The sequence below is a fragment of the Brucella sp. JSBI001 genome (genome assembly GCF_026014005.1).
Lineage (GTDB): Bacteria > Pseudomonadota > Alphaproteobacteria > Rhizobiales > Rhizobiaceae > Brucella > Brucella anthropi.
The window spans coordinates 3,406,654-3,431,071 of the sequence record NZ_CP110339.1; the positions used below are offsets into that span (position 1 = coordinate 3,406,654).

Sequence of the window (24,418 nt, forward strand, 5' to 3'; positions counted from 1 at the left end):
CTGGAATTAGAGCAGAATATCCGTGTAGAGCTCGGATGCATCCGGCTCCGGATCGTTTTGAGCGAAATCAGCAGAATCAGCGACAATGTCGCGGACATCCTTGTCGATTTCCTTCAGCTCTTCCTCGGTTGCCCAACCCTTGTCGATCAGACGCTGCTTGACCTGCTCGATCGGATCATGCTCGGAGCGCATCTTCTGCACTTCTTCCTTCGAGCGATACTTTGCCGGGTCCGACATGGAGTGACCGCGGTAACGGTAGGTCTGCATGTCGAGAATGATCGGCCCCTTGCCCGAACGCGTCCATTCCACGGCCAGATCCGCAGCAGCCTTGACCGCACGAACATCCATGCCATCCACCTGGATACCCGGAATATTGAAAGAGAGACCGCGCTTCGAGAAGTCCGTTTCTGCGGACGAGCGCGAAACCGAAGTGCCCATGGCGTAGCGGTTGTTCTCGATTATGTAGACTACCGGCAGCTTCCATAGCGATGCCATGTTGAAGCTTTCGTAGACCTGACCCTGATTGGAAGCGCCATCGCCGAAATAGGTCAGCGTTACATTGTCGTTGTCGCGATAGCGATTCGCGAATGCGAGGCCTGTGCCGAGCGAAACCTGCGCACCGACGATACCATGACCGCCGTAGAAGTTCTTCTCTTTGGAGAACATGTGCATGGAGCCGCCCTTGCCCTTGGAAAGGCCGCTGCGACGTCCGGTCAGTTCAGCCATCACGCCGCGCGCGCTCATGCCCGCTGCTAGCATATGACCATGATCGCGATAGGCGGTGATAACCTGATCACCTTCCTTCAGCGCCATCTGCATGCCGACCACCACGGCCTCCTGGCCGATATAAAGGTGGCAGAAACCACCAATGAAGCCCATGCCATAAAGCTGACCGGCTTTTTCTTCGAAACGCCGGATCAACAGCATTTCGCGATAAGCGTCCAGCTCCTGCTTCTTGTCGAAGTTCACAGGTGCAGGTGCCTTGGGTGCAGTCACAGAAGTCGCCTGCGTTTTGCTAGCAGGCGACTTTTTAGCCCTCGGTGCCATATCTCGCTCCCTAAATTGTCGTTCTATTGTGACGTTATACGGGCATATCACAAGATACAATATGCGCCCAGAGCATATCTGCTATGTCGCCAAGCCCTTAAAAACATATCACAAAAAGACAATTAACCGGATTTCAGTTAATTTGAACGGTCTTCCCTGGAGGTGATAATTGTCACTTCATCGGGATGGGAGAGATTAAGCGCTCTGCGTGCCTGCTCGTCAAGCATATCCTTCTCGATGGAACCGTCGCGCAAAAGCGTGACTCGTTTTTCGAGCGCGTTGCGATCTGCCGTCACTTGTTCGAGCTGCTTGGCCAGAAGACTTTTCTGCTCTTCCAGCTGGATACGGGAGTAGAGACCATATTCGCCGTGATAGGCGTGAAAGCCGAAGTAACTCAGAAATGCAGCCGTCAGAATGGGCAACACAAAACGCCCACGGATCGATTTACGCTTCTGCTTGGTCCACATTTCGGCTTCCTTCCCGGATATTCGGTGCCACTACGAATCCTGCGAAGGACATCAATCCGAATTCCACCATCAAGCATTATTTTGCTTAACAGAGATTTACCAAGAACCGATGTCAGGAGCAGTCGGGACTAGTTTTCGTAACAACTGGAAGAAGTGAACCTCGCGCAAACCATTCAAACCCGTCAGGAATCGAGAACGGCTCATCATAAAGACGAGCCGCTCATTCAGATTGATAAAATGTTTGACAGGATCAAACATCTACAATTGTGGAAAACCCGCCCATGATCATGCGCTTGCCGTCGAATGGCATCTGGTCACCCATCGCCTTCATACGCGGATCACTCATCATTTTGCTATTTGCAGCGTCGCGCGTTGCCTTGTCGGGATATTCGAACCAGGAGAAAACAACCTCCTCGTCGGCCTCGGCCTTAACCGCACGTCGAAAATCGGTGACCTTGCCATCCGGCACATCATCCCCCCATGCTTCGACCATACGCGTCACGCCAAACTCCTTGAATAATACAGCAGCTTCGGCGGCATGCTTGCGATAAAGTTCCTTGTTCGCCTTGGGGACGGCGACAACAAATCCTTCGATATAAGCCATTTTCTCTCTCCCGTTGTTAACTCCCCCACGGCTTCATCATCTGAATTCCAAGCCGCTGCCTCATCAGCTCAAACACCAATGCAATAACATTGATATCAATATAATTGCATCCGGTCAAATGCCGAGCATTGGAAGTCATATAGGGCGAAAACGAAAAAAGGCGGACCGAAGCCCGCCTTTATCAGTCTCAGAGAAAAATCAGAGGAACTTCAGTGCGCTGCGACCTGCATAGCGGGCCTGCTTGCCAAGTTCTTCCTCGATACGGATCAGCTGGTTGTACTTGGCCGTACGGTCCGAACGGGCCAGCGAGCCAGTCTTGATCTGACCACAGTTGGTAGCAACCGCGAGATCGGCAATCGTCGAATCCTCGGTTTCACCCGAACGATGCGACATGACGGCAGTATAGCCAGCCTTATGAGCCGTTTCGACCGCGTCGAGCGTTTCAGACAGCGATCCGATCTGGTTGACCTTGACGAGAATCGAGTTGGCAACGCCCATACGAATACCGTCACGGAGACGAGCGGAATTGGTGACGAACAGGTCGTCACCAACGAGTTGGCACTTGTCGCCAATAAGATCGGTCAGGTACTTCCAACCTTCCCAGTCGTCTTCAGCCATACCATCTTCGATAGTGACGATAGGATAGTCGCTGGCGAGCTTGGCGAGATACTTGGCCTGAGCCTTTGGATCGCGCGTCTTGCGTTCGCCTTCATAGACGTAATTACTGTCCTTGAAAAATTCGGTCGCAGCGCAGTCGAGGCCAAGAGCAATATCTTCACCCGGCTTGAAACCGGCCTTTTCGATCGATTCCATGATGAAATCGAGCGCAGCCTGGGCATTCTTCAGATTAGGAGCAAAGCCGCCTTCATCGCCAACATTGGTGTTGTGACCGGCATCCTTCAGACGCTTCTTGAGGGTATGGAAAACTTCCGAGCCATAACGAACAGCTTCACGAACGGACGAAGCCCCCACTGGCAGAATCATGAACTCCTGGAAATCAATCGGATTGTCAGCATGTGCACCGCCATTAATGATATTCATCATGGGGACCGGCAGAACATGGGCATTTGCCCCACCAACGTAGCGGTAAAGTGGGAGACCGGTTGCCTGGGCCGCAGCCTTGGCAACGGCAAGCGAAACGCCCAGAATAGCGTTGGCGCCGATGTTGCCCTTGTTGGCCGAGCCGTCAAGCTCGATCATCGTCTGGTCGATGAGCAGCTGGCTTTCCGCATCCATGCCCGCAATAGCGTCAAAAATCTTGCCATTGACAGCTTCGACGGCCTTTTCCACACCCTTGCCGAGATAGCGGCTGCCACCATCACGCAATTCTACAGCTTCATGCGCGCCAGTCGATGCGCCAGACGGAACCGCAGCACGTCCGAAAGAGCCGTCTTCAAGCACAACGTCCACTTCGACGGTCGGGTTGCCGCGGCTGTCGAGGATTTCGCGGCCGACGATGTCGATGATTGCAGTCATAGGAACCAGTCCTTCCCTATAGATTGCCCCGCCAGATGTGCGAGGCGCTTAACAAATCCGATGCGGCCATTTCTTAGCGCATAATCCTGAAACTTTGCAGACATTTCAGAAAAGATTATGCACCAGGCCAATTTTTAAGCCCTAACCGCAAAAAAAGCGGCGAGAATGGCTTAGCGAAACAAAAGGCGGAGGAAAATCCCCCGCCTTTTTAAATTCTCCGAGAACTGTTTAAAGCCCTTTCGCGATACGATCGAAAGCCATCAGCTTTTCGAGGAGCGCGGGCATTTTATCCACCGGCACCATGTTCGGGCCATCGGAAGGAGCATTGTCCGGATCCTGATGCGTTTCGATGAAGAGCCCGGCAACGCCAACGGCTACAGCTGCGCGTGCCAGCGTCTCAACGAATTCGCGCTGACCACCCGACGAACCACCTTGCCCGCCCGGCTGCTGTACGGAATGAGTCGCATCGAAGACTACTGGCGAACCGAGGCCTGCCATGATCGGCAAGGAACGCATATCGGAAACGAGCGTATTATAGCCAAACGAAACACCGCGTTCGGTCGCCAGCACATTCGGATTGCCACTTTCCGTAATCTTGGAAAGAACATTTTTCATGTCCCACGGCGCCAGAAACTGGCCCTTCTTGACATTCACGACACGTCCCGTCTTGGCGGCAGCAATCAGCAGATCGGTCTGGCGGCAGAGAAATGCCGGGATCTGCAGGACATCGACCACAGGAGCAACTGCGGCGCACTGCTCTTCAGTGTGGATATCCGTCAGCACCGGAAAGCCGAACTCCTTCTTGAGATCCGCAAAAACTTCCATTGCCTTTTCGAGGCCGATTCCACGCTCAGCCTTCAAGGATGTGCGATTGGCCTTGTCGAAGCTGGACTTGTAGACAAGACCGATGCCGAGCTTATCAGTCATCTCCTTGAGACGGCCTGCCATATCGAAAGCGTGTTCACGCGTTTCCATCTGGCACGGGCCCGCTATCAGGGCAAACGGCGCACTGTTTGAAAAAGTAACGTTTCCGATTTTTACGGATGAATTGGCAGTCGCCATGACGTGAACCTCGATATTGAATGCCTTGCAGGCACCTTATCTGGCGTAAAGGTGGGTCGAAAACAAGACCACGGCCTGAAAGCGGAAATGAAAACGCGCCCCGAAAGGCGCGTTAGATTTTCAGACCAGACGGCTCTGCTCGATTGCCGCTTCGATGAAGGAAGCAAACAGCGGATGCGGTTCGAACGGTCGAGACTTCAGTTCAGGGTGGTACTGAACGCCGATGAACCAAGGGTGGTCAGGATATTCGACTGTTTCCGGCAGAACACCATCCGGTGACATGCCTGCGAAGTTCAGTCCGGCAGATTCCAGACGTTCCTTGTAGTCGATATTGACTTCATAGCGATGACGATGGCGCTCGGAAATATCGGTCGATCCGTAGATTTCCGCAATCTTCGAGCCCGACTTCAACGCCGCTTCATATGCACCAAGGCGCATTGTACCGCCAAGATCACCAGCCGAAGCGCGCTTCTCGAGCATATTGCCCTTCAGCCACTCGGTCATGAGACCGACAACCGGCTCCTTGGTCGGACCGAACTCGGTCGAAGATGCGTTTTCGATACCAACGAGATTACGTGCTGCTTCAATGCAAGCCATTTGCATGCCAAAGCAGATACCGAAGTAAGGAACCTTGCGTTCACGAGCGAACTTCGCTGCAAGAATCTTGCCTTCCGCGCCACGTTCGCCGAAACCGCCCGGCACCAGAATGCCATGAACCTTTTCCAGATATGGGGCCGGATCTTCGCTTTCGAAGACTTCAGCCTCGATCCAGTCGAGATTGACTTTTACCTTGTTGGCAAGACCACCATGATAGAGCGCTTCGATCAGCGACTTATAGGCATCTTTAAGGCCGGTATATTTGCCGACGATGGCGATGGTCACTTCGCCTTCCGGATTGTGGAGGCGGTTGGAGACCTCTTCCCAGCGGTCCATACGGGGCTTCGGAGCCGGATCGATACCGAATGCCGACAGAACTTCCGAATCAAGGCCTTCCTTATGGTAGGCAATCGGCACATCGTAGATCGTTGCTACGTCGAGCGCCTGAATGACCGCGCTTTCGCGGACATTACAGAACAACGACAGCTTGCGACGTTCTGATTCCGGAATCTCGCGATCGGCGCGGACCAGAAGGATATCTGGAGCAATACCGATAGAGCGCAGCTCCTTGACCGAATGCTGGGTCGGCTTGGTCTTCAGTTCACCAGCTGCCGGAATATACGGCATCAAGGTCAGATGGATATAAACTGCCGTTCCGCGCGGCAGTTCATTGCCAAGCTGACGGATCGCTTCGAGGAACGGCATGGCTTCGATATCGCCAACCGTGCCGCCGATTTCGCAAAGAACGAAATCATAGTCTTCGTTGCCTTCAAGGACGAAGTTCTTGATCTCGTCGGTCACATGCGGAATGACCTGAACCGTCGCACCGAGATAATCGCCGCGGCGTTCCTTTTCGATGATGTTCCGATAGATGCGGCCGGTGGTGATGTTGTCCTGCTGGTTGGCAGGACGACCGGTGAACCGCTCGTAATGGCCCAGATCAAGGTCGGTTTCGGCACCATCGTCAGTGACGAACACCTCACCATGCTGGTAAGGCGACATCGTGCCGGGATCGACATTCAGATAAGGGTCGAGTTTACGGATACGCACGCGGTAACCACGTGCCTGAAGGAGTGCAGCCAGTGCTGCGGCAGCTATGCCTTTTCCAAGGGAAGAAACCACGCCGCCAGTGATGAATACATATCGCGCCATGGGCTTATCTCGTTAGACTTTCTTGATTGATTCCGCCACAAAAAAATGCACCCCGGCAGTGTTTTTTCACCGAAGCCAGGCGGTAATCGTCGTTGCACAAAGAAAAACCGGAGCCAGAAACCCCGGAGCGAATACGTCTGTACTCTCTAGCGCCCCTATTCACATAAAGCCATGTCGAAGCTCGAAATCCACAGCTTCCACCTGCCAGAATAGCCATTGGCACAAAAGAAAAGGCCGAGCCCATAAGCCCGGCCACATTCACATAGTCATTTACAGATCAGAGAACAACCACTTCGGTACCCAGACCGACGCGCTCATAAAGATCCATCACATCCTCATTGATCATGCGGAAGCAGCCGTTGGAAGCCGAGCTACCGATAGTCCATGGCTGTACCGTACCATGAATGCGGATGTAGGTGTCCTTGTTGCCCTGAAACAAGTACAGAGCGCGCGAACCAAGTGGGTTGCCTGGACCACCATCCATACCGTTCTTGAAGCGACCATAGTGAGCCGGATCACGCTCGATCATTTCCTTGGTTGGAATCCAGCGCGGCCACTCCCGCTTCGCGTTGATTGTTCCAGTGCCCTTGAATTCCAATCCCTGCTTGCCGACAGCGATGCCATAACGGCGAGCAGTCGTCGACGTTTCAACAAGGTAAAGGAAACGTTGCTTCGGGTCGATCACGATAGTGCCAGGCTTATAGCCGGTAAAAGCCACTTCCTGCGCCCGGAACTTCGGATCGATGTTGTACTTGTTGGCCTTAACTGCATTGCCGCTCTTGGAAGCTTTTTTCTTCTTCGGCTTTTCAGGATTGGCCTTGGCATCGCTTGAGAGAGCAACTTGCTGAACAGACGCAGCAGCTTCATTGAGCTGCGCTTCAGCGCTTACCGGCGAAGTTGCAAATGCAGGAGCAGTCGCTCCGATGCAGAGAGTTGCAATACCTGCCATCAAAATACGGCGTGAAAACATGTTCGGTTCCCGAAAATTCAAGCACAAGGGAAAAATGTCTGCCGCATTAATTGCGACCAGACTTTCGCTTTCCTTACTGCAAAGCGATCCGGTTCTCAATTCGTTGCCATCGTTCTGCAATGCGATTCGCGGCAGCGTATTGCCTAGCTGCAACACTTTGCAGTCTCATGATTAACAAAAAGAAAACCGGCCACAAGGGCCGGTTCCGCATTCTGTTCACTTTGCTCGGCCTTTTACTGCGAGCTAGGAACCGGGTTGGCCGGGGTTTCCGGAACAACCGGAGCCTGCGGCTGGGTAGCGTCGGGCTGTGTTGCCGGCGCTGTAGCACCTGGAGCTGCAGGTGCAGTCTGATTGGCGTCAGGACGCGAAGACTCGCCACCCAGCTGATTGAGGATACCGCCGCCGTTGCCGCCTGCCGGAGCTGACTGACTGCCGGTTGCCGCCGGGATACGGTTGAGAATGTCGGTCGGCTTTTCGCCGTAGCGTGCCATGATGCCAAGAATAAGCGAGGTCGCGAAGAAACCGATCGCGAGAATGGCTGTCGTGCGGGTCAGTGCGTTGGCTGCGCCGCGAGCCGTCATGAACCCCGAACCACCGCCAATGCCAAGGCCACCGCCTTCAGAACGCTGGATAAGCACAACGCCGACAAGCGCCAGCACGATCAACAAATGAATGACAATGATTACGGTCTGCATGGGTTACGGTCTTTATATCCCTAAAACTAGAGCGGCTCTTTACACGCTATTGTCCGATAATCCAAGCCCCGAGACCAAGATAGACAGACGTGATGTGCCGGTTACAAATTACGATAGGTTTCGCATATGGCGAGAAAATCGTTCGCCTTCAAGCTCGCACCACCAACAAGCGCACCATCAACATCCGCGACGCCGAGCAATTCCAATGCGTTTGAAGGCTTGACCGAACCGCCATAGAGCAGCCGAAGATGTGCGCCTTTCGTGCCGAAACGTTCAATTAGCTGCTCACGCATGAAAGCATGAGCGGCACGCACGTCCTGCACTGTTGGCGTCAACCCTGTACCGATTGCCCAAACCGGTTCGTAAGCAATGATCGTATTCGCGGCATTGACGCCATCCGGCAAAGAGCCAGCAAGCTGCCTGCCGATTACATCCAGAGTACGCTCCGCCTTGCGCTCATCGGCAGTTTCGCCGACGCAAACGATTGCAATCAATCCGGCAGCCCATGCGGCCTCGGTCTTGGCGCGAACAGTGTCATTGCTTTCATGATGGTCGGTCCGGCGTTCGGAATGACCGATTATGACATGCGTAGCGCCCGCTTCCTTAAGCATTTCTGCAGAGACATCGCCTGTATGCGCGCCAGACACTTTATGGTGAGCATCCTGACCGCCGAGACCAACAGTCTCGCCTTCGAGCGTTTCCGCCGCGCGGGAAAGAAGCGTCGCAGGTACACAAATGACGGCGTCAAGCTTGCGGCCGAGATCGGAGCTCAGGCCGGCAGCAATCGCACGCAATTCGGTCAGGGACTCTCCCGTGCCATTCATCTTCCAGTTGCCAGCAACCAGCGGACGGATTCCCGGAGTCATTTCATTCTCCTCGCCTGTTCAAAACAGTAGACGCGGTCACCTCTTGAAAGCGGACCAGCGCCAAAATTTGCCACTGACTAAGCGTATTCGTGCCGCAATGCAAATGTTCTTGAGTGCCTACATGCAATGAGACCTTGCATATAGGGCTGGCTTGAGGTTATCCCCTGACTGGCTCTATCTATGAAAGCCGAGCTTAGATTTATACTTGAAGGGTTTCCAATGCTCGACAGCCTGCGTTCTGCCGCTCAATCCTGGGTCGCCAAACTTCTGCTTGGCCTGCTTGTACTGAGCTTTGCGATCTGGGGCATCTCCGATGTCTTTCGCGGCGGCCTGTCAGGCAATGCCGCTTTGACGGCTGGCGGTTCCGAAGTGAGCGCCACTGATTATCGTTTCGCCTATGAACAGCAGATGATGCGTTTGTCTCAACAGTTTCGCCAGCGTCTGACGCGCGAACAGGCAAAAACGCTCGGTGTCGAAAATCAGGTACTCGCCCAGCTCGCAGCCGGTGTGGTTCTGGATGAAGGTGCGCGCAACATGCAGCTCGGCCTTTCCAAGGACGGAATTGCTCGACTGACCGGTGAAGATCCGGCTTTCCATGACGCAAGCGGCAACTTCAATCGCGCGCAGTTCGATGCGGTGCTTCGTCAATCTGGCATTCGTGCGCAGGATTATCTCGACAACCGCGCGAAAGTGGCTCGCCGCCAGCAGATCGTGGAAGCTGCAACTGACGGCATCAAGCTTCCGAATACAGCGTTGAAGGCGCTGGCTCTATATCAAGGTGAAACCCGCAGCGTTGACTATGTGACCATTCAGGCTGAAAAGGCCGATGCTGTCCCTGCCCCGTCCGAAGATGCGCTCAAGACCTATTTTGACGCACACAAGGACGAGTATAAGGCACCGGAGTACCGGAAAATAACCTATGTGAAGCTGGAGCCGGCTGATATTGCAGATCCGTCTGCCGTCACGCAGGACGAAATCAACGAATACTATGAAAAGAACAAGGACCGCTTCAGCACGATCGAAAAGCGTACTATCGAGCAGTTGAGCTTTGCCGATGATGCCGCAGCTGAAGCTGCCCAGCAGAAAATTGCCGCTGGAACGAGCTTCATCGATATCGGCAAGGAACAGGGCAAAACAGAAGACGACCTGAAGCTTGGCACGTTTGAGAAATCCGCCATTCCTGATCAGGCCGTTGCCGACGCAGCTTTTGCACTGGCAGAGAATGGCGTGAGCCCGGTGGTGAAGGGCGGCTTTGGTCCGGTTATCCTGCGTGTGACGCAGATCGAACCGGCTCATGTGAAGCCACAAGCCGAAGTTGAAGGCGAAATTCGCACCACGCTTGCCAACAATATCGCAGCAAGCAGCATCAGCGGCATTCATGACTCTTATGAGCAGGACCGTTCCGACGGCGCATCAATGGCTGATGTGGCAAAGAAGCTAAGCCTCAAGTCCGTCATCGTGGAAGCCGTAGACGCCGAAGGTAACGATCCTTCTGGTAATCCGGTGCAGCTGCCAAACTCCGAAGCGCTGCTTTCTGCTGCCTTCCAGGCCGACCAGGGTTTTGACAACGACGCCCTGACCATGGGCAATATTGGCTATCTCTGGTATCAGGTTGACAGTGTAACTCCGGCACGCGACCGTACGCTCGACGAAGTCAAGGACAAGGTTGCAGCGGCGTGGAAGGGCGAAGAAGCAGTCAAGCGTCTCAACCAGCGCGTAGACGAATTGAAGAAACGCCTCGATGGCGGCGCGACACTCGACGCGATCGCTACAGAGCTGGGCGTCGAAAAGCAGACCAAGCGTGGTATTGTCCGCACGACCAACGATGCCGATATCGGAACAGCGGCGGCGGCGCAGATTTTCCGGGGAGCGAATGGTTTCACCGGTAGCGCTGCTGCACCTTCGGACGATGCCCAGATTCTGTTCAAGGTTGTTGAAGTGACCGAACCTGCCGGAGCTGGCCCGGAAGCTATTCCGGAACAGCAGCAGAAATATCTGGCGACATCGCTCTCGGATGATGTTCTCGAACAGCTCGTCGGCGAATTGCAGAAGCAGTATCCTGTTAAGATAAACCAGACCGTCATCAACAACGCTCTGGCGTTTTAAGGACGGTGGGCATCCAAAATGGCTGATCTAAAACCCTATATCGCGAAAGCTGCATCAGGCGAGCCGCTTTCGCTTGAGGATTCCAGAGCCGCCTTCGATATCATGATGTCAGGACAGGCAACGCCGTCGCAGATCGGCGGACTGTTGATGGCGTTGCGCGTACGCGGTGAAACAGTACCGGAAATCGCCGGTGCCGTTGCCTCCATGCGCTCGCGTATGCTGGGAGTTTCCGCTCCCGACAATGCCATCGATATTGTTGGCACTGGTGGCGATCAGTCGGGTTCATACAATGTCTCCAGTTGCTCGGCGTTTGTTGTTGCTGGAGCTGGCGTTCCTGTAGCAAAACATGGCAACCGCGCCCTCTCCTCCCGCTCTGGTGCAGCCGATGCACTCGCCGCGCTCGGCATCAATATCGAGGCCGACGCGAGCATCATCGGTCGCAGCATCACAGAAGCTGGCCTAGGCTTTATGTTTGCACCGATGCACCATTCCGCCATGCGCCATGTCGGCCCCTCCCGCGTAGAACTCGGCACCCGCACCATCTTCAATCTGCTTGGCCCCCTCTCCAATCCGGCCAGTGTCAAGCGTCAGCTTGTGGGGGTATTCGCACCACAATGGCTTGTGCCGCTGGCTGAAGTGCTCAAGGAACTGGGTTCCGAAGCGGCTTGGGTTGTCTACGGCGACGGCCTCGATGAGATGACTACCGCGGGAACGACACAAGTTGCCGCCCTCGAAAACGGTCGGATTCGTACCTTTGAAATCACGCCGGAAGAAGTTGGACTTCGTCGTTGCGATCCGGTCGAACTGAAAGGTGGCGAGGCTTCGGTAAACGCCAAAGCTCTGCTGGGCGTGCTTGAAGGCGAGAAAAACGCCTATCGAGACATCGTCCTGCTCAATTCAGGCGCGGCGCTTGTGATTGCTGGCAACGCGAAGGACCTAAAAGAAGGCATCGCACTCGCGGCACAATCCATCGACAGCGGCGCAGCACTTGATGTTTTGCAGAAGGTGATTGCCGTTTCCAACGACAAAGCCGCCTGACGAAAAGGATTAAGTCATGTCCACCGACATTCTGCGCAAGATCGAGGCTTACAAGCGCGAAGAAATCGCTGCTGCAAAAGCCGAGCGCACCGTGGCTGATTTGAAGGCACGCGCACAGGATCAGGAAGCGCCGCGTGGTTTTCTCAAAGCGCTGGAGGCAAAACGCGCCGCCGGTGAATTCGCGCTGATTGCTGAAATCAAGAAGGCAAGCCCATCGAAGGGCTTGATCCGTCCTGATTTCGATCCGCCTGCACTTGCAAAAGCCTATGAAGCTGGTGGCGCTGCATGTCTTTCAGTGCTGACTGACACGCCTTCCTTTCAGGGAGCGCCGGAATTTCTGACGGCAGCTCGCAACGCTTGCAGTCTCCCGGCTCTGCGCAAGGATTTTCTGTTCGATACCTATCAGGTACACGAAGCCCGTAGTTGGGGTGCAGATTGCATTCTGATCATTCTTGCAAGCGTCGACGATGATCTTGCAAAGGCGTTGGAAGAAACCGCGTTCGAGCTTGGCATGGATGCACTCATCGAAGTGCATGACGAAGCCGAGATGGAACGCGCACTAAAGCTTTCATCGCGTCTGCTCGGCGTCAACAATCGCAATTTGCGTACATTTGAGGTCGATCTGGCCGTTTCGGAACGGCTGTCAAAAATGGCGCCATCCGATCGCGTTCTGGTCGGTGAAAGCGGCATATTCACACACGAAGATTGCCTGCGTCTGGAAAAGTCTGGAATCGGGACATTCCTCATCGGAGAGAGCCTGATGCGGCAGGCCGATGTTGCAGCGGCTACCCGTGAACTGCTGACTGGCAAGGCTTGATCGATGCCATCCAAACTCACCCATATCGACCAGACCGGCACTGCCAATATGGTGGATGTTGGTGCCAAGGACGAGACTGAGCGTCAAGCTGTGGCCGAAGGGGCAGTCAGAATGAAGCCGGAAACACTGGCGCTCATTCTGGAAGGCAACGCCGCGAAAGGTGATGTCATTGGTGCTGCGCGTCTGGCTGGCATCATGGCGGCCAAAAAGACCGCCGATCTGATTCCCCTATGCCATCCGCTGATGCTGACCAAAGTAGCCGTCGAAATCGAGCCGGATCAGACATTGCCCGGTTTGCGCGTTCGTGCGCTGGCCAAGCTCAAGGGGCGCACCGGCGTGGAAATGGAAGCCCTCACCGCCGTTTCTGTCACATGTCTTACGATCTATGACATGGCCAAAGCCGTCGACAAACATATGGAGATCGGCGGTATCCGCGTTACCGAAAAGAGCGGCGGCAAATCAGGTGACTGGAAAGCATAAACCGCTAGACTTTGCTCTGGATCAACTCGTCTGGACAGATTCTGTGGTCTAGACGGGTCAACAATTCAGTTCGAGAGGAAACGCCATGTCCCTTCTCCCGGTCGATGAAGCACTGGCCCGCATCCTGAAATCCGCAGAACCGCACGGTAAAGAGCAGGTCGCATTGTCAGATGCAGGTGGGCGCGTGGTTGCAACACCTGTTTTGGCACATTTTCTGCAGCCGCCGTTCGACGGATCGGCCATGGACGGTTACGCCCTGATCGCGCCAGACAACATCTCATATCCCGTCGAGTTCGACATCATCGGCGAGTCGGCTGCAGGAAATCGTTTCGAAGGTGAACCGGGAACTGGTCAGGCGGTCCGGATTTTCACCGGCGCGCCACTGCCCAAAGGCACGGACACGATCGTTATTCAGGAGCACACTGAGCGTTCGGGTAACCGGCTAACCGTTCACGAAGGCATAGAACCGGGACGACATATACGCCGCGCAGGCCTCGATTTTTCACCCGATAGCATCGTCATTCCCAGCGGGCGGGCGCTGGATGCTGCGGCCCTGTCGCTGGCAGCGGCCAGTGGCAATGCGAAAATCGACGTGTTTCAAAAGCCCAAAATAGCAATCATTGCGACCGGCGATGAACTGGTTCCACCGGGCGAAACACCCGGAAAAGACCAGATTGTTGCATCGAACAGCGTTGGAATCGCCGAGATAGTAAGGCGAGCCGGCGGAGCGCCACATGATAAAGGGATCATTCCGGATGATCCTGCCAAAATCAAACAGGCAATAGCAGACAGCCTGCAAAGCGGCATCGACATTCTGGTGACAATCGGTGGCGCTTCCGTCGGTGACCGGGATTTTGTGCATGGAGCACTGCAGAAACAGGGCGTCAATCTCGACTTCTGGAAGATCGCCATGCGGCCCGGCAAGCCCCTGATGTATGGGCGCATCGAAGCGAACGGCAAGATCGTGCATGTCATCGGCCTACCGGGCAATCCCGTTTCGAGCTTGGTATGCAGCCTCGTTTTTCTCCGTCCGCTCGTCGCCAAGCTTGCCGGAACGAACCTCGATGCCGATATCCGACCTGCAAAGCTGGGCACTGACCTGCCTGCGAATGACCACCGCCGCGATTATATCCGGGCCACAATCGAATCAAACCCTGATGGAACGCTGACCGCAAAGCCGTTTCCGGTCCAAGATTCGTCCATGCTTTCAGCTCTCGTCGGTTCAAAAGCGCTTCTCATCAGGGATGAAAACGCTCCTGCTGCCACTGCTGGCGATGATTGTCGCGTTCTCATGCTGTAGATCGAGCGCAATTCTCGGCCTCACTAAAGCTTGAGAAAACAGACCTAAGTCATCATAAAATATATGTTATTCGAAGCAGCATCTGACATGCCGTGCCCGTGATGGTCTTGCCCTGAAGTATTCCGTTCAATCTCACCCTGAGCGTTAATGGTATTTAAACATTGCAGAACAAGACTGGAACATATAGTGTTCGTTCTGGTTTTGTTTTTCTCGATTCTTGGCCGGGAGGGTGTCGCGCATGTTAACCCGTAAACAGCACGAGCTTCTGCTGTTCATTCATGAACGTCTAAAAGAAACGGGCATTCCCCCGTCTTTCGATGAAATGAAGGAAGCGCTCGATCTGGCTTCAAAATCGGGTATCCATCGTCTGATCACCGCCCTTGAGGAGCGTGGATTTATTCGCCGTCTGCCGAACAGGGCGCGTGCGCTTGAGGTGTTACGTCTGCCGGATTCCATCGCTCCGGGCCTCAATGCACAAAAGAAGTTCGCTCCCAGCGTTATCGAAGGCAGCCTGGGCAAAACGCCTCCGCCACCGGCACGCCCCGCCCCCGTGGCTACCAATGACGACACGTCTGGAACTGTGTCCGTACCGGTCATGGGGCGAATTGCTGCGGGTGTACCGATTTCAGCAATCCAGAATCAGACACACTCCCTCAGCCTTCCGCCCGAAATGATCGGTGCGGGCGAGCACTACGCGCTTGAGGTCAGAGGTGATTCAATGATCGACGCCGGCATTTTCGACGGTGATACCGTCATCATTAAACGCGGTGATTCAGCAAACCCCGGCGAAATCGTGGTGGCACTTGTCGATGACGAGGAAGCGACTTTGAAGCGCTTTCGCCGCAAGGGTGCATCCATCGCTTTGGAAGCCGCAAACCCGGCATACGAAACTAGAATATTTGGCCCGGATCGCGTTCGTGTGCAGGGCAAGCTTGTGGGCCTGATCCGCCGCTACTAGATCGTAGTGTAGCCGGTTTTGGAGATAAGCTCCGAGTTCAAACAATGGAGCGGTTCCAGTTAAGAACAGAAACGTGGAACCGCTCTTTATTTAGTTGCAGCGCGTTGGTTCATCGCTAACACCTGATGAACAAACTCCGGCATTTTGAGCGGAGTGGGATTTTGGTTTGTACTCGCGCTCGGACAAGCCACGTGCTGGACGCGAATGGATGCGGTGCAGATGCCAGGGACGACTTGGCGCATCAATTGCATAGGTAATTCGGTCCTCCGGCTGCAATTCAGATGTTTGCTGGCTCATCCCGGGCTTTGCGACGTCGTAGGTGTCGCCCGGTACAGCTCTGAAAGATCGATTTTGATCTGGCCTTTCTCCGAGCCTGATCTCGACGGCTCCCTTTAGTGCCAGTTCCTGCTTGCTGATACTCAGGATAGTGGAACGTTCGCACGCCAGATCTTTGCCGGAAACGGCGAGAATAACCACATCGCCGATATTGCAGGCTATTTCCAGCATCGCGACATCTGCGGTGTAGGCTAGTGTACGACCATCACGCAGACTGATCGTGCAAAGTCCATCTTCGCATTCGAACCCGTCCCCATCAGTTCGCTTTTTGTTTTTGCCGGATGGCGGCGCAATGAACTCTTCCACCAGATAAGCGGTTTTCCAATTGTCGATTGTGAACTGTGACGGTCGGCTTCGATTGACTGCGAACTTCCCGTCCGCGAGCCGAACCCCCACCAGTTTGGCATCTTCCGAGATCACGATGTCAGGAAAGGGCTCCCTGACGAAAGCAGCAAACCCTAGAACGATGAACGGCAGCGCCAACACCTTCAATCTGGTCGACAGAACAACAACCAGAACGAGCGCAATGGTCCAGAGAACGATAGTGAGTGCGGGCATGGCCCCAGGATTACCGTCTGGTGACCACTTTGCAACAAAGGCAGCAATGTGCCTGACTGCGAAAATGCCCCAGCCCATTATCTGCAAAGGCACCCAGTCCAGTTGCAATGGCATCAGCACAAGACCAAAGACGGCAAACGGCATCACGAGAAGAGCTATTACAGGCTCAGCGAGGACATTTCCTACCAAGCCGAACGGCGCTGTATTGTTGAAGTGATAAGCTGCAAAAATCCCGCTCGCCAGTCCGGCAATGAGCGAAGTAGCCGCCGCCGCTGTGATCGGCTTCAGGATTTTTCCAGCGAAGCTATAAGCGGTCTTCCCACGTTTTTCCGTGCCAACCTGCCTGACCGCGTAGCGCTCGCTCCACCAGGCATAACCGGCAATCAACGCAGCCGTAGCCGAAAAAGACATTTGAAAACTCGGTCCCAGTATCTCATGCGGCGAAATTGCAATCATAGCGATGGCCGCAATCGCCAGATTGCGCATACTGATGGCCGCTCGGTCTACCAGCAAAGCTCCGAGCATGACTGCAATCATCACATAGCTTCGTTGTGCAGCGACATCCGCACCTGACATGGCAAGATAGAAGGTACAGCTCAACAGGGAGAGAAAGGCCGCATATTTCTTCACCGGATGCCGCGCACTGAAAGCCGGAAATAGCGCGAAGACGGATCGCAACGTCAGCATGACAACGCCAGCGGCAAGCGCCATATGCAAGCCCGAGATCGACAGAATATGTGCGAGCCCCGCCTTGCGCAGGTCTTCATTTGTCCGCTCGCTGATCCCCGCACGCGTGCCTGCCACAAGCGCCGAAGCAACACTGCCGTCCTCGCCACCGATCACTTCCTCGATTCGCTCAGACACCCGCACGCGCAACATGGCGATCCATTGGGAAATTTTCGCAGTCAGTTCGTCTGGCTGAGAAACCGTCGCCACTTTGGGTGTTCCGAGAAAGAAACCATTGGCACCAATACCATTGAAATAGGCATGAAACGAGAAATCGTAGTTACCCGGGCGAACCGGACCCGACGGAATACGCAATCGCACGAAACCTGCCAGTCCGCTGCCAATGGCCGTTGACGCCGGTATGTCCCGCGCATTGACACGAATGCGTTTCGGTGGAAAACGCAGTTTTGGACGCTCTGTCTGGAGCACATCAAGTGTTATCCGCCAGCTGCCATTGTCCTGATATTCAAGAGCGACAACCCGACCCGTTACACGTGTTGCCACGTCAGAGCCCAGCATCGGCGTGGCACGACGTTCCGTTTCCCATTTACCGACCACAAACCCTGCCAGCAGAGCGATTGCCAATGTCACGCCTTGGGCAGCGGCGAATTGTTTGCGCGTCGCAATTCGCAAGATAGTGGCCATACCGAGCATGGACAAAAGCGGTATCCATGCCGGTTCGAATGAGAGCGTGAAATAGATGATTGCGCCAACACCGGCAAAAACCGGCAGCAGAAGAAAAAATACACCGCGTCCCGCTTCAGTTTCAGCCGCAGCCTTGAACTGTCGACCTGTGACCGACGGTATAGACAAAAGTCGTTCACGCAAGCTCGGCGCAGGAGGCTTGACCGGCAGTGGATTTACCGGAATCTCGACATCATTTGGAGGCCAGACCTCTGGCAACAAAGCGCGCACCAAACCGTCGGGCAAGCTTTTCACAAGCGCCCGTTCGTTTGCATCGCTCGCTTCCCTGATGCCTGTCATGCCCCCGCCTGACCGCAAAAGTTGGCCCAACCGCCGGAATACCCCGAAAGAACGACGGCACATTCGTGCGAAAGGGATGCGAGGCCCTTGCGCACATTGCTGCCTATGCTACATGAACCGCAGCCGAAATCGAGTGGGTTCGCATAACGAACCCCGATTACCTGCCGGGCAGTCTCGCGCAGGCATAGGAATTCAAGTTCGCGCCTGTGTCTCCGGCATTTGCCGCTGCTCTAAAAAGGCGCACGACATAGTGGAGCTATCATGTCGAAACCGGTCGTTACCCGTTTTGCCCCCTCGCCCACGGGGTACCTGCACATTGGTGGTGCGCGCACTGCCTTGTTCAACTGGCTTTATGCCAAGCACAGCGGCGGCAAGATGTTGCTGCGCATTGAAGACACCGACCGGGAACGTTCCACCGACGCCGCGACGGCTGCCATTCTTGATGGCTTGACCTGGCTTGGTCTGGACTGGGACGGCGATGCCATCTCTCAGTTCGAGCGCGCGCCTCGCCATCGCGAAGTCGCGGAAGAGCTCGTCACTCTCGGCAAGGCATATTATTGCTATGCAACACCAGAAGAACTGGCCGAAATGCGCGAGAAAGCACGCGAAGAAGGCCGTCCGCCGCGCTATGACGGTCGCTGGCGTGATCGCGATCCGTCAGAAGCGCCTGCAGGCGTAAAGCCGGTCATCCGGATCAAGGCACCGCAGGAAGGCGAAACCCTCGTGCAGGACGCTGTGCAGGGCGATGTGCGATTCCCCAACAAAGACCTGGACGATTTCATCATTCTGCGTTCCGATGGTACGCCGACTTACATGCATGCAGTCGTTGTCGATGATCACGATATGGGCGTGACCCATATCATACGCGGCGACGATCATCTGACCAATGCTGCGCGGCAGACAGTCATCTATGATGCAATGGGTTGGGACGTGCCGCAAATGTCGCATATCCCGCTCATTCATGGTGCGGACGGTGCAAAACTCTCCAAGCGTCATGGTGCCTTGGGTGTGGACGCCTACCGTGCGATGGGTTATCTGCCTGCTGCTCTGCGCAACTATCTTGTACGCCTCGGCTGGAGCCATGGCGACGACGAAATCATGTCGACCGAACAGATGATCGAATGGTTCGATGTGAAGGATATCAACAAGGGGGCAGCTCGCTTCGATTTTCAGAAGCTCGAGGCAATCAATGGCGTCTATATGCGCGCCAGTGACGACAAGGCGCTTTATGATGCGCTTATCGCTGTTCTGCCGGAGATCGAGGGTGGCAAGGAAATTGCCGACGCTCTCGACGACAAGCGAAGCGCACAATTGCTTGCCGCTATGCCGGGCCTGAAGGACCGCGCCAAAACTTTGGTGGAACTGGCTGATGGTTCGAAATTCATCTTTGCTGCCCGTCCGCTTGATCTTGACGAAAAGGCAGCTTCTCTCCTGAACGACGAAGGCCGGGCCGTGCTCAAATCCGTACTCCCGGATCTGGAAGCAGCTGGCGAATGGACCGTTGAATCTCTAGACGCTGTCGTAAGGACTCACGCAGAAAAAACCGGCCTGAAACTGGGCAAGATTGCACAGCCTTTACGTGCAGCTCTGACCGGTCGCGCCACCTCTCCGGGCGTGTTCGACGTGCTTTTCGTCCTTGGACGTGAAGAGTCCCTCGGACGTATTCGCGATCAAATCGGTTAAGGTGGGAACATTCACGCTGACGTGACAAAACCGGCGTAAATAGTTCAAATTACGCATTGCATCGCGAACCGTTTGGGATAGTTTGACGGGCAAAATCGTTAGGATAGTGCGCTAAACGCTGATGGTCCCCATAGGGGCGGGGACCATTCCAAGAGATAAAAGACAAATTATAACGACGATTACAATTCTGCCGTCGTGCGGGCGGCAAAGTGGACATGAAAGGAAACACGATGTCAGATAGGACAGCCAGCTTTACACTAGAAGGCAAAACATTCGACCTGCCTGTACGACAAGGCACTGTCGGACCAGACGTCGTTGATATCGGTCCACTTTACAAAAACTCGCAGATGTTCACGTACGATCCCGGTTTCACGTCCACGGCATCGTGCGAATCCAAGATCACTTACATCGATGGCGATGAAGGCACCTTGCTCTATCGTGGTTACCCGATCGATCAGCTTGCCGAACACGGTGATTTTCTGGAAACCTGCTATCTGCTTCTCTACGGCGAACTGCCGACCGCGACGCAAAAGTCTGACTTCGACTATCGTGTGACACGCCACACGATGATTCACGAGCAGATGACGAAGTTCTTTACGGGCTTCCGTCGCGACGCTCATCCCATGGCAGTCATGGTCGGCTGCGTTGGTGCAATGTCGGCTTTCTATCATGACTCGACCGACATCACGACCCGCATCAGCGTATGGTCGCGTCGATCCGTCTGATCGCCAAGGTTCCAACGCTTGCCGCTATGGCTTACAAGTACCATATCGGCCAGCCGTTCATGTACCCGAAGAACGACCTCGATTTTGCGTCGAACTTCCTGCACATGTGCTTTGGCGTTCCATGCGAGGATTACAAGGTCAATCCGGTTCTGGCTCGTGCAATGGACCGCATCTTCATTCTCCACGCAGATCATGAGCAGAACGCCTCGACCTCGACCGTGCGCCTTGCCGGTTCTTCTGGGGCCAATCCGTTTGCATGTATCGCTGCTGGCGTTGCCTGCCTCTGGGGCCCTGCCCACGGCGGCGCAAATGAAGCTGCGCTCAACATGCTGGCTGAAATCGGTTCTGTGGACCGCATTCCAGAATTCATCGCCCGTGCAAAGGACAAAAACGATCCGTTCCGTCTGATGGGCTTCGGTCACCGCGTCTACAAGAACTACGATCCACGCGCCAAGATCATGCAGAAGACCTGCCATGAAGTTCTGGGCGAACTGGGCATCAAGGACGACCCGTTGCTCGACGTTGCAATGGAACTGGAAAAGATCGCCCTGACGGACGAATACTTCATTGAGAAGAAGCTTTATCCAAACATCGACTTCTACTCCGGCATCACGCTGAAGGCTCTCGGCTTCCCGACCGAAATGTTCACGGTTCTCTTTGCTCTCGCCCGCACCGTCGGCTGGGTCGCACAGTGGAAGGAAATGATCGAAGATCCGCAGCAGAAGATCGGCCGTCCACGCCAGCTCTATACCGGCGCTCCCGAGCGGGATTACGTGCCGCTCGCAAAGCGTAAGTAAGTATCAGACTATAATAAAAACCCCGGTTGCCAAAACAACCGGGGTTTTCGTATTGTATCTACAGTCAAAATCAGCTCTTGGAATTGCCTGCCAATTCCAGAATGACGCGCGCCCCGATCTCGCCAGAGGGTTGCTCCGTCGCCATGATCGACGCAACTTTATCAAATCCGTCCAGCTGCGCCTGACGTGCCGATCCAGGCCGCATCAACCGTTCAAGGTTGCGTGCAAGCATTCCCGGACGGACAAATTCATTGAAATACTCAGGAACGACCGGTTCGTCGGCGATGATATTTGGCAAGGCAGCGCTCCAGATCGTGATCTTGGGCATCAGAAACTTGCGTGCGAACCAGTCCGCCTTATAGGAAAGCACGCTTGGAATGCGCGATAGAGCCAGCTCCAGCGAAACCGTCCCTGAAGCGGCAAGCGCTGCATCGGCTTTAGAAAAAGCTTTCCACTTTTCCTCATCACCCAGCACAATAAGCGGTTTGACAGCCCAGTCCTTTGAAAGATCGCGAACCATTTCCTCAATGCGTGGCAGTGTCGGCAGAACGACGTCAAGCTTGTCGACCCGGGCAGCTAATTCACCAACAGCCTGCCCGAACGGTTCCATGAGCATCTGGATTTCAGTACGACGAGACCCCGGCAGAACGAGCAATGTTTTCCGGGACTCAACAGTCCGTCGCGCTTCCAGGTTTTTTTGCTCATCCCGTGCCCGCAGTATCGGTTCATAACTGGAAAGGCGATGTCCGACATAAGTGGCACTCGGCCCGCTTAACCGCTGCATGACCTCCACCTCAAATGGAAGAATAGTCAACACATGGTCGAAATAGGCTTTCATCGCCCGTGCGCGTTGCGGCCGCCAGGCCCACACGCTTGGTGCGATATACTTCACGATGGGAATCGATGGATTTGCAGCCCTGATCTTCTTGGCAACGCGATGTGTAAACTCCGGACTGTCAATCAGAAGTACGCAATCCGGTTTCTCAACAATAATGCTTCTAGCGGTCTGGCCAATACGCCGCATTAGACCCGGTAAGTTCTTCAGAATTGCGCCCAGCCCCATAAGCGCAATCTCGTGCGGATCAAAAAAGGACTTCATTCCCCGGGCTGCAAGGTGATCACCACCGACACCGATGATATCAACCAAGCGGTCGGTCTGGCTCCTCAACGCATCGATAAGGTCGGCACCAAGAAGATCACCGGATTCTTCACCGGCCACTATTGCTATTTTCAATGGCCGGCTGGTGGTGTTCACTTCTTGATATCCTTTTTCTCGCGACTGACCGTCTCTATGAAAAGGCCTCTTGCATTGGCCGCCGCGATGGTTTCACCGAAGCCTAGAATGAATGTCCTGCCTGCCTCAACAGCTATTCCTGATAATCCCGCTTTTACGGCATTATCAATCGTAGAAATTCCGATGGTCGGAAGGTCTGCTCTTTCGTCCTGTCGCGGCTTCGCCATCTTGACGAGAACACCGCCACGACGAGGTATGCGGCCAGCTGCACGTAACTCGCGCACACGCTCTATCATTTGATCTGTGCCTTCCGCCCCTTCGAGCGCAACGACACGTCCGCCAACCGCAACAGCACCCTGCCCGACATCCAGATCACCCAGACGAAGCGCAGATTCCATTGCAAGTTCAAGATTATGACGTTCTCTCGCGTCCGGTGCTTTTCGCGTCAAAATTTGAGCAGGTGACGGGGAAAGTAAATCCGGAACAACATCGTGAGCCCCGACAACTTTGAAACCGAAGGATTCCAGCAAGCCGATAAATGCACGTAAAAGAGCATCATCGCCTTGCCCCAGCGCACGTAAAACGTAAGGCACTGCGCGCAGAGTAGGCCAGTCAAACTTCAGATCACTGACATGGGGCCTGCTTGTCACGCCACCAGCGAGGACAACGCGATCCACACCGGCAGCCTTCATGGACCGCACGAGCTTTGCAAACTCTACGATGGAAATTTCCTGATGCTCGTACTTGTAGAGTACCGGATCAGCCTCCCCTCGCAACGGTACGAGGAATGGCTTCTTCTCCGCAGCCTCAAGGGCCTCCGCCACACTGATCGGCAGCAGGCCATTACCGGCGATAATTGCAACGCGTCCCGCATCATCTGCAAGACGCGGTATTTGCTCAATCTTCGCCGCTGTCATGCCCGGCCCCACCATGGACCGCATCGAGCGGAGGTGTACAGTAGGCACGTTTGGTATCGACATTGATGAAGTCGATCATGTCAATGACAGCCGGAGAATCCGGTATCGCAGTCAGAACGTCCTTTGTACGATCCCGAATGGGCTTTGTGCGATCAAACAGCATCCGAACTGCATGACGGAGATTATGAATCTCTTTGCGTTCCATACCGGAACGCTTCATGCCGACGATGTTCAATCCACCGAGATGAGCGTGCACCCCAATCGCCATGCCGTACGGGATAAGATCGCTTACAACCGCAGCCATGCCGCCAACGAAAGCGTGATGTCCAACGCGCACAAACTGATGGATAGCCGCACCACCACCCAGAATAGCGTGATGTCCGATTGTCGTGTGGCCACCAATCATCACATTGTTGGAGAAGGTGACGTAGTCGCCAATGTCACAATCATGTGCCACATGCGCGTAAGCCAGGAACGAACAGTTGTCGCCAACCGAAGTGTAACCACGTGCGCTGTCTGACCCCTTGTGCATGGTCACGCCTTCGCGGATCAGGCAATTTGTGCCAATGTTCAGCTTCGTTGGACCGCCCTTATGCTTGTTGTTCTGCGGATCGCAACCCAGAACGGCATGCGGATAAACCTTTCCACCTGCGCCAAGCGTCGTTGCACCAGTCACCACTACATGACTCATCAATTCCGAATTGTCGCCTATGACGGCGCCAGACTGAATGTGACAGAAGGGGCCGACAGACACACCCTGCCCCAGTTCCACACCCTGCTCAACAAGAGCGGTGGGGTGAATAAATGTTTCTTTCATTGATAT

20 protein-coding genes and 1 pseudogene are annotated in these 24,418 nt (G+C 54.7%); 8 read left to right on the plus strand and 13 right to left on the minus strand.

Annotation, left to right across the window (positions count from 1 at the left end):
* Window positions 1-6: 6 nt before the first annotated feature.
* The 9 genes from pdhA to tpiA form a co-directional block, all read right to left on the minus strand.
* Window positions 7-1,047: a pyruvate dehydrogenase (acetyl-transferring) E1 component subunit alpha gene (pdhA, locus tag LJ361_RS16105; RefSeq protein ID WP_010660006.1), complete on the minus strand. Its 1,041-nt coding sequence runs from the start codon at window positions 1,045-1,047 to the stop codon at window positions 7-9.
* Between the two features lie 137 nt (window positions 1,048-1,184).
* A complete protein-coding gene (locus LJ361_RS16110) occupies window positions 1,185-1,514 on the minus strand; it encodes an FtsB family cell division protein (protein ID WP_010660005.1) in 330 nt (109 codons plus the stop codon).
* A 250-nt stretch (window positions 1,515-1,764) separates the two neighbouring features.
* Window positions 1,765-2,118, minus strand: coding sequence for a DUF1428 domain-containing protein (locus LJ361_RS16115; protein ID WP_010660004.1), 354 nt, complete (start codon window positions 2,116-2,118; stop codon window positions 1,765-1,767).
* 198 nt (window positions 2,119-2,316) lie between these two features.
* Entirely contained in the window at window positions 2,317-3,594 is a 1,278-nt protein-coding gene (gene eno / locus LJ361_RS16120) for a phosphopyruvate hydratase (RefSeq protein WP_010660003.1), read from the minus strand.
* Window positions 3,595-3,822: 228 nt separating this feature from the next.
* Window positions 3,823-4,656, minus strand: a complete 834-nt coding sequence (gene kdsA, locus LJ361_RS16125; protein ID WP_010660002.1) for a 3-deoxy-8-phosphooctulonate synthase — start codon at window positions 4,654-4,656, stop codon at window positions 3,823-3,825.
* 120 nt (window positions 4,657-4,776) lie between these two features.
* Window positions 4,777-6,405, minus strand: coding sequence for a CTP synthase (locus LJ361_RS16130; RefSeq protein ID WP_010660001.1), 1,629 nt, complete (start codon window positions 6,403-6,405; stop codon window positions 4,777-4,779).
* A gap of 277 nt (window positions 6,406-6,682) precedes the next feature.
* A complete protein-coding gene (locus tag LJ361_RS16135) occupies window positions 6,683-7,375 on the minus strand; it encodes a L,D-transpeptidase (protein WP_010660000.1) in 693 nt (230 codons plus the stop codon).
* Window positions 7,376-7,608: 233 nt separating this feature from the next.
* The gene (secG, locus tag LJ361_RS16140) at window positions 7,609-8,070 is read right to left on the minus strand and encodes a preprotein translocase subunit SecG (protein ID WP_010659999.1); all 462 of its coding nucleotides are present in this window, start codon (window positions 8,068-8,070) and stop codon (window positions 7,609-7,611) included.
* Between the two features lie 101 nt (window positions 8,071-8,171).
* Window positions 8,172-8,936, minus strand: coding sequence for a triose-phosphate isomerase (gene tpiA, locus LJ361_RS16145; RefSeq protein WP_010659998.1), 765 nt, complete (start codon window positions 8,934-8,936; stop codon window positions 8,172-8,174).
* A 219-nt stretch (window positions 8,937-9,155) separates the two neighbouring features.
* Here tpiA and LJ361_RS16150 point away from each other — a divergent pair, with 219 nt between their 5' ends.
* The 6 genes from LJ361_RS16150 (at window position 9,156) to lexA (ending at window position 15,635) form a co-directional block, all read left to right on the plus strand.
* Window positions 9,156-11,042: a peptidyl-prolyl cis-trans isomerase gene (locus tag LJ361_RS16150; protein ID WP_010659997.1), complete on the plus strand. Its 1,887-nt coding sequence runs from the start codon at window positions 9,156-9,158 to the stop codon at window positions 11,040-11,042.
* Between the two features lie 18 nt (window positions 11,043-11,060).
* Window positions 11,061-12,080 (plus strand): anthranilate phosphoribosyltransferase, encoded by a 1,020-nt coding sequence (gene trpD, locus LJ361_RS16155; RefSeq protein WP_010659996.1) that lies wholly within the window; start codon window positions 11,061-11,063, stop codon window positions 12,078-12,080.
* A gap of 16 nt (window positions 12,081-12,096) precedes the next feature.
* Window positions 12,097-12,897: an indole-3-glycerol phosphate synthase TrpC gene (gene trpC, locus LJ361_RS16160; RefSeq protein WP_010659995.1), complete on the plus strand. Its 801-nt coding sequence runs from the start codon at window positions 12,097-12,099 to the stop codon at window positions 12,895-12,897.
* Between the two features lie 3 nt (window positions 12,898-12,900).
* Window positions 12,901-13,377 (plus strand): cyclic pyranopterin monophosphate synthase MoaC, encoded by a 477-nt coding sequence (moaC, locus tag LJ361_RS16165; RefSeq protein WP_010659994.1) that lies wholly within the window; start codon window positions 12,901-12,903, stop codon window positions 13,375-13,377.
* Window positions 13,378-13,462: 85 nt separating this feature from the next.
* Complete coding sequence (glp, locus tag LJ361_RS16170) at window positions 13,463-14,677, plus strand: gephyrin-like molybdotransferase Glp (protein ID WP_010659993.1); 1,215 nt, start codon at window positions 13,463-13,465, stop codon at window positions 14,675-14,677.
* Window positions 14,678-14,915: 238 nt separating this feature from the next.
* The gene (gene lexA, locus LJ361_RS16175; RefSeq protein ID WP_010659992.1) at window positions 14,916-15,635 is read left to right on the plus strand and encodes a transcriptional repressor LexA; all 720 of its coding nucleotides are present in this window, start codon (window positions 14,916-14,918) and stop codon (window positions 15,633-15,635) included.
* A gap of 90 nt (window positions 15,636-15,725) precedes the next feature.
* Here the strand turns inward: lexA and LJ361_RS16180 are convergent, their stop codons facing one another.
* Window positions 15,726-18,239: a ComEC/Rec2 family competence protein gene (locus LJ361_RS16180; RefSeq protein ID WP_010659991.1), complete on the minus strand. Its 2,514-nt coding sequence runs from the start codon at window positions 18,237-18,239 to the stop codon at window positions 15,726-15,728.
* Window positions 18,240-18,500: 261 nt separating this feature from the next.
* Here LJ361_RS16180 and gltX point away from each other — a divergent pair, with 261 nt between their 5' ends.
* Together gltX and gltA are read left to right on the plus strand one after the other, a co-directional pair.
* A complete protein-coding gene (gene gltX, locus LJ361_RS16185) occupies window positions 18,501-19,922 on the plus strand; it encodes a glutamate--tRNA ligase (RefSeq protein WP_071630141.1) in 1,422 nt (473 codons plus the stop codon).
* Window positions 19,923-20,152: 230 nt separating this feature from the next.
* A pseudogene (gene gltA / locus LJ361_RS16190) lies at window positions 20,153-21,444 on the plus strand (citrate synthase).
* Between the two features lie 70 nt (window positions 21,445-21,514).
* On the opposite strand, the gene lpxB reads toward gltA, so the two are convergent.
* From lpxB to lpxA, 3 genes are read right to left on the minus strand one after another with little or no spacing between them, the layout of a single operon-like run.
* A complete protein-coding gene (gene lpxB, locus LJ361_RS16195) occupies window positions 21,515-22,699 on the minus strand; it encodes a lipid-A-disaccharide synthase (protein WP_029376091.1) in 1,185 nt (394 codons plus the stop codon).
* On the minus strand, window positions 22,696-23,595 hold the full coding sequence (locus LJ361_RS16200) for an LpxI family protein (RefSeq protein ID WP_010659987.1): 900 nt from the start codon (window positions 23,593-23,595) through the stop codon (window positions 22,696-22,698). The genes lpxB and LJ361_RS16200 overlap by 4 nt, the downstream gene beginning before the upstream one ends.
* Complete coding sequence (gene lpxA, locus LJ361_RS16205; RefSeq protein WP_264812042.1) at window positions 23,576-24,412, minus strand: acyl-ACP--UDP-N-acetylglucosamine O-acyltransferase; 837 nt, start codon at window positions 24,410-24,412, stop codon at window positions 23,576-23,578. The genes LJ361_RS16200 and lpxA overlap by 20 nt, the downstream gene beginning before the upstream one ends.
* Window positions 24,413-24,418 lie beyond the last annotated feature (6 nt).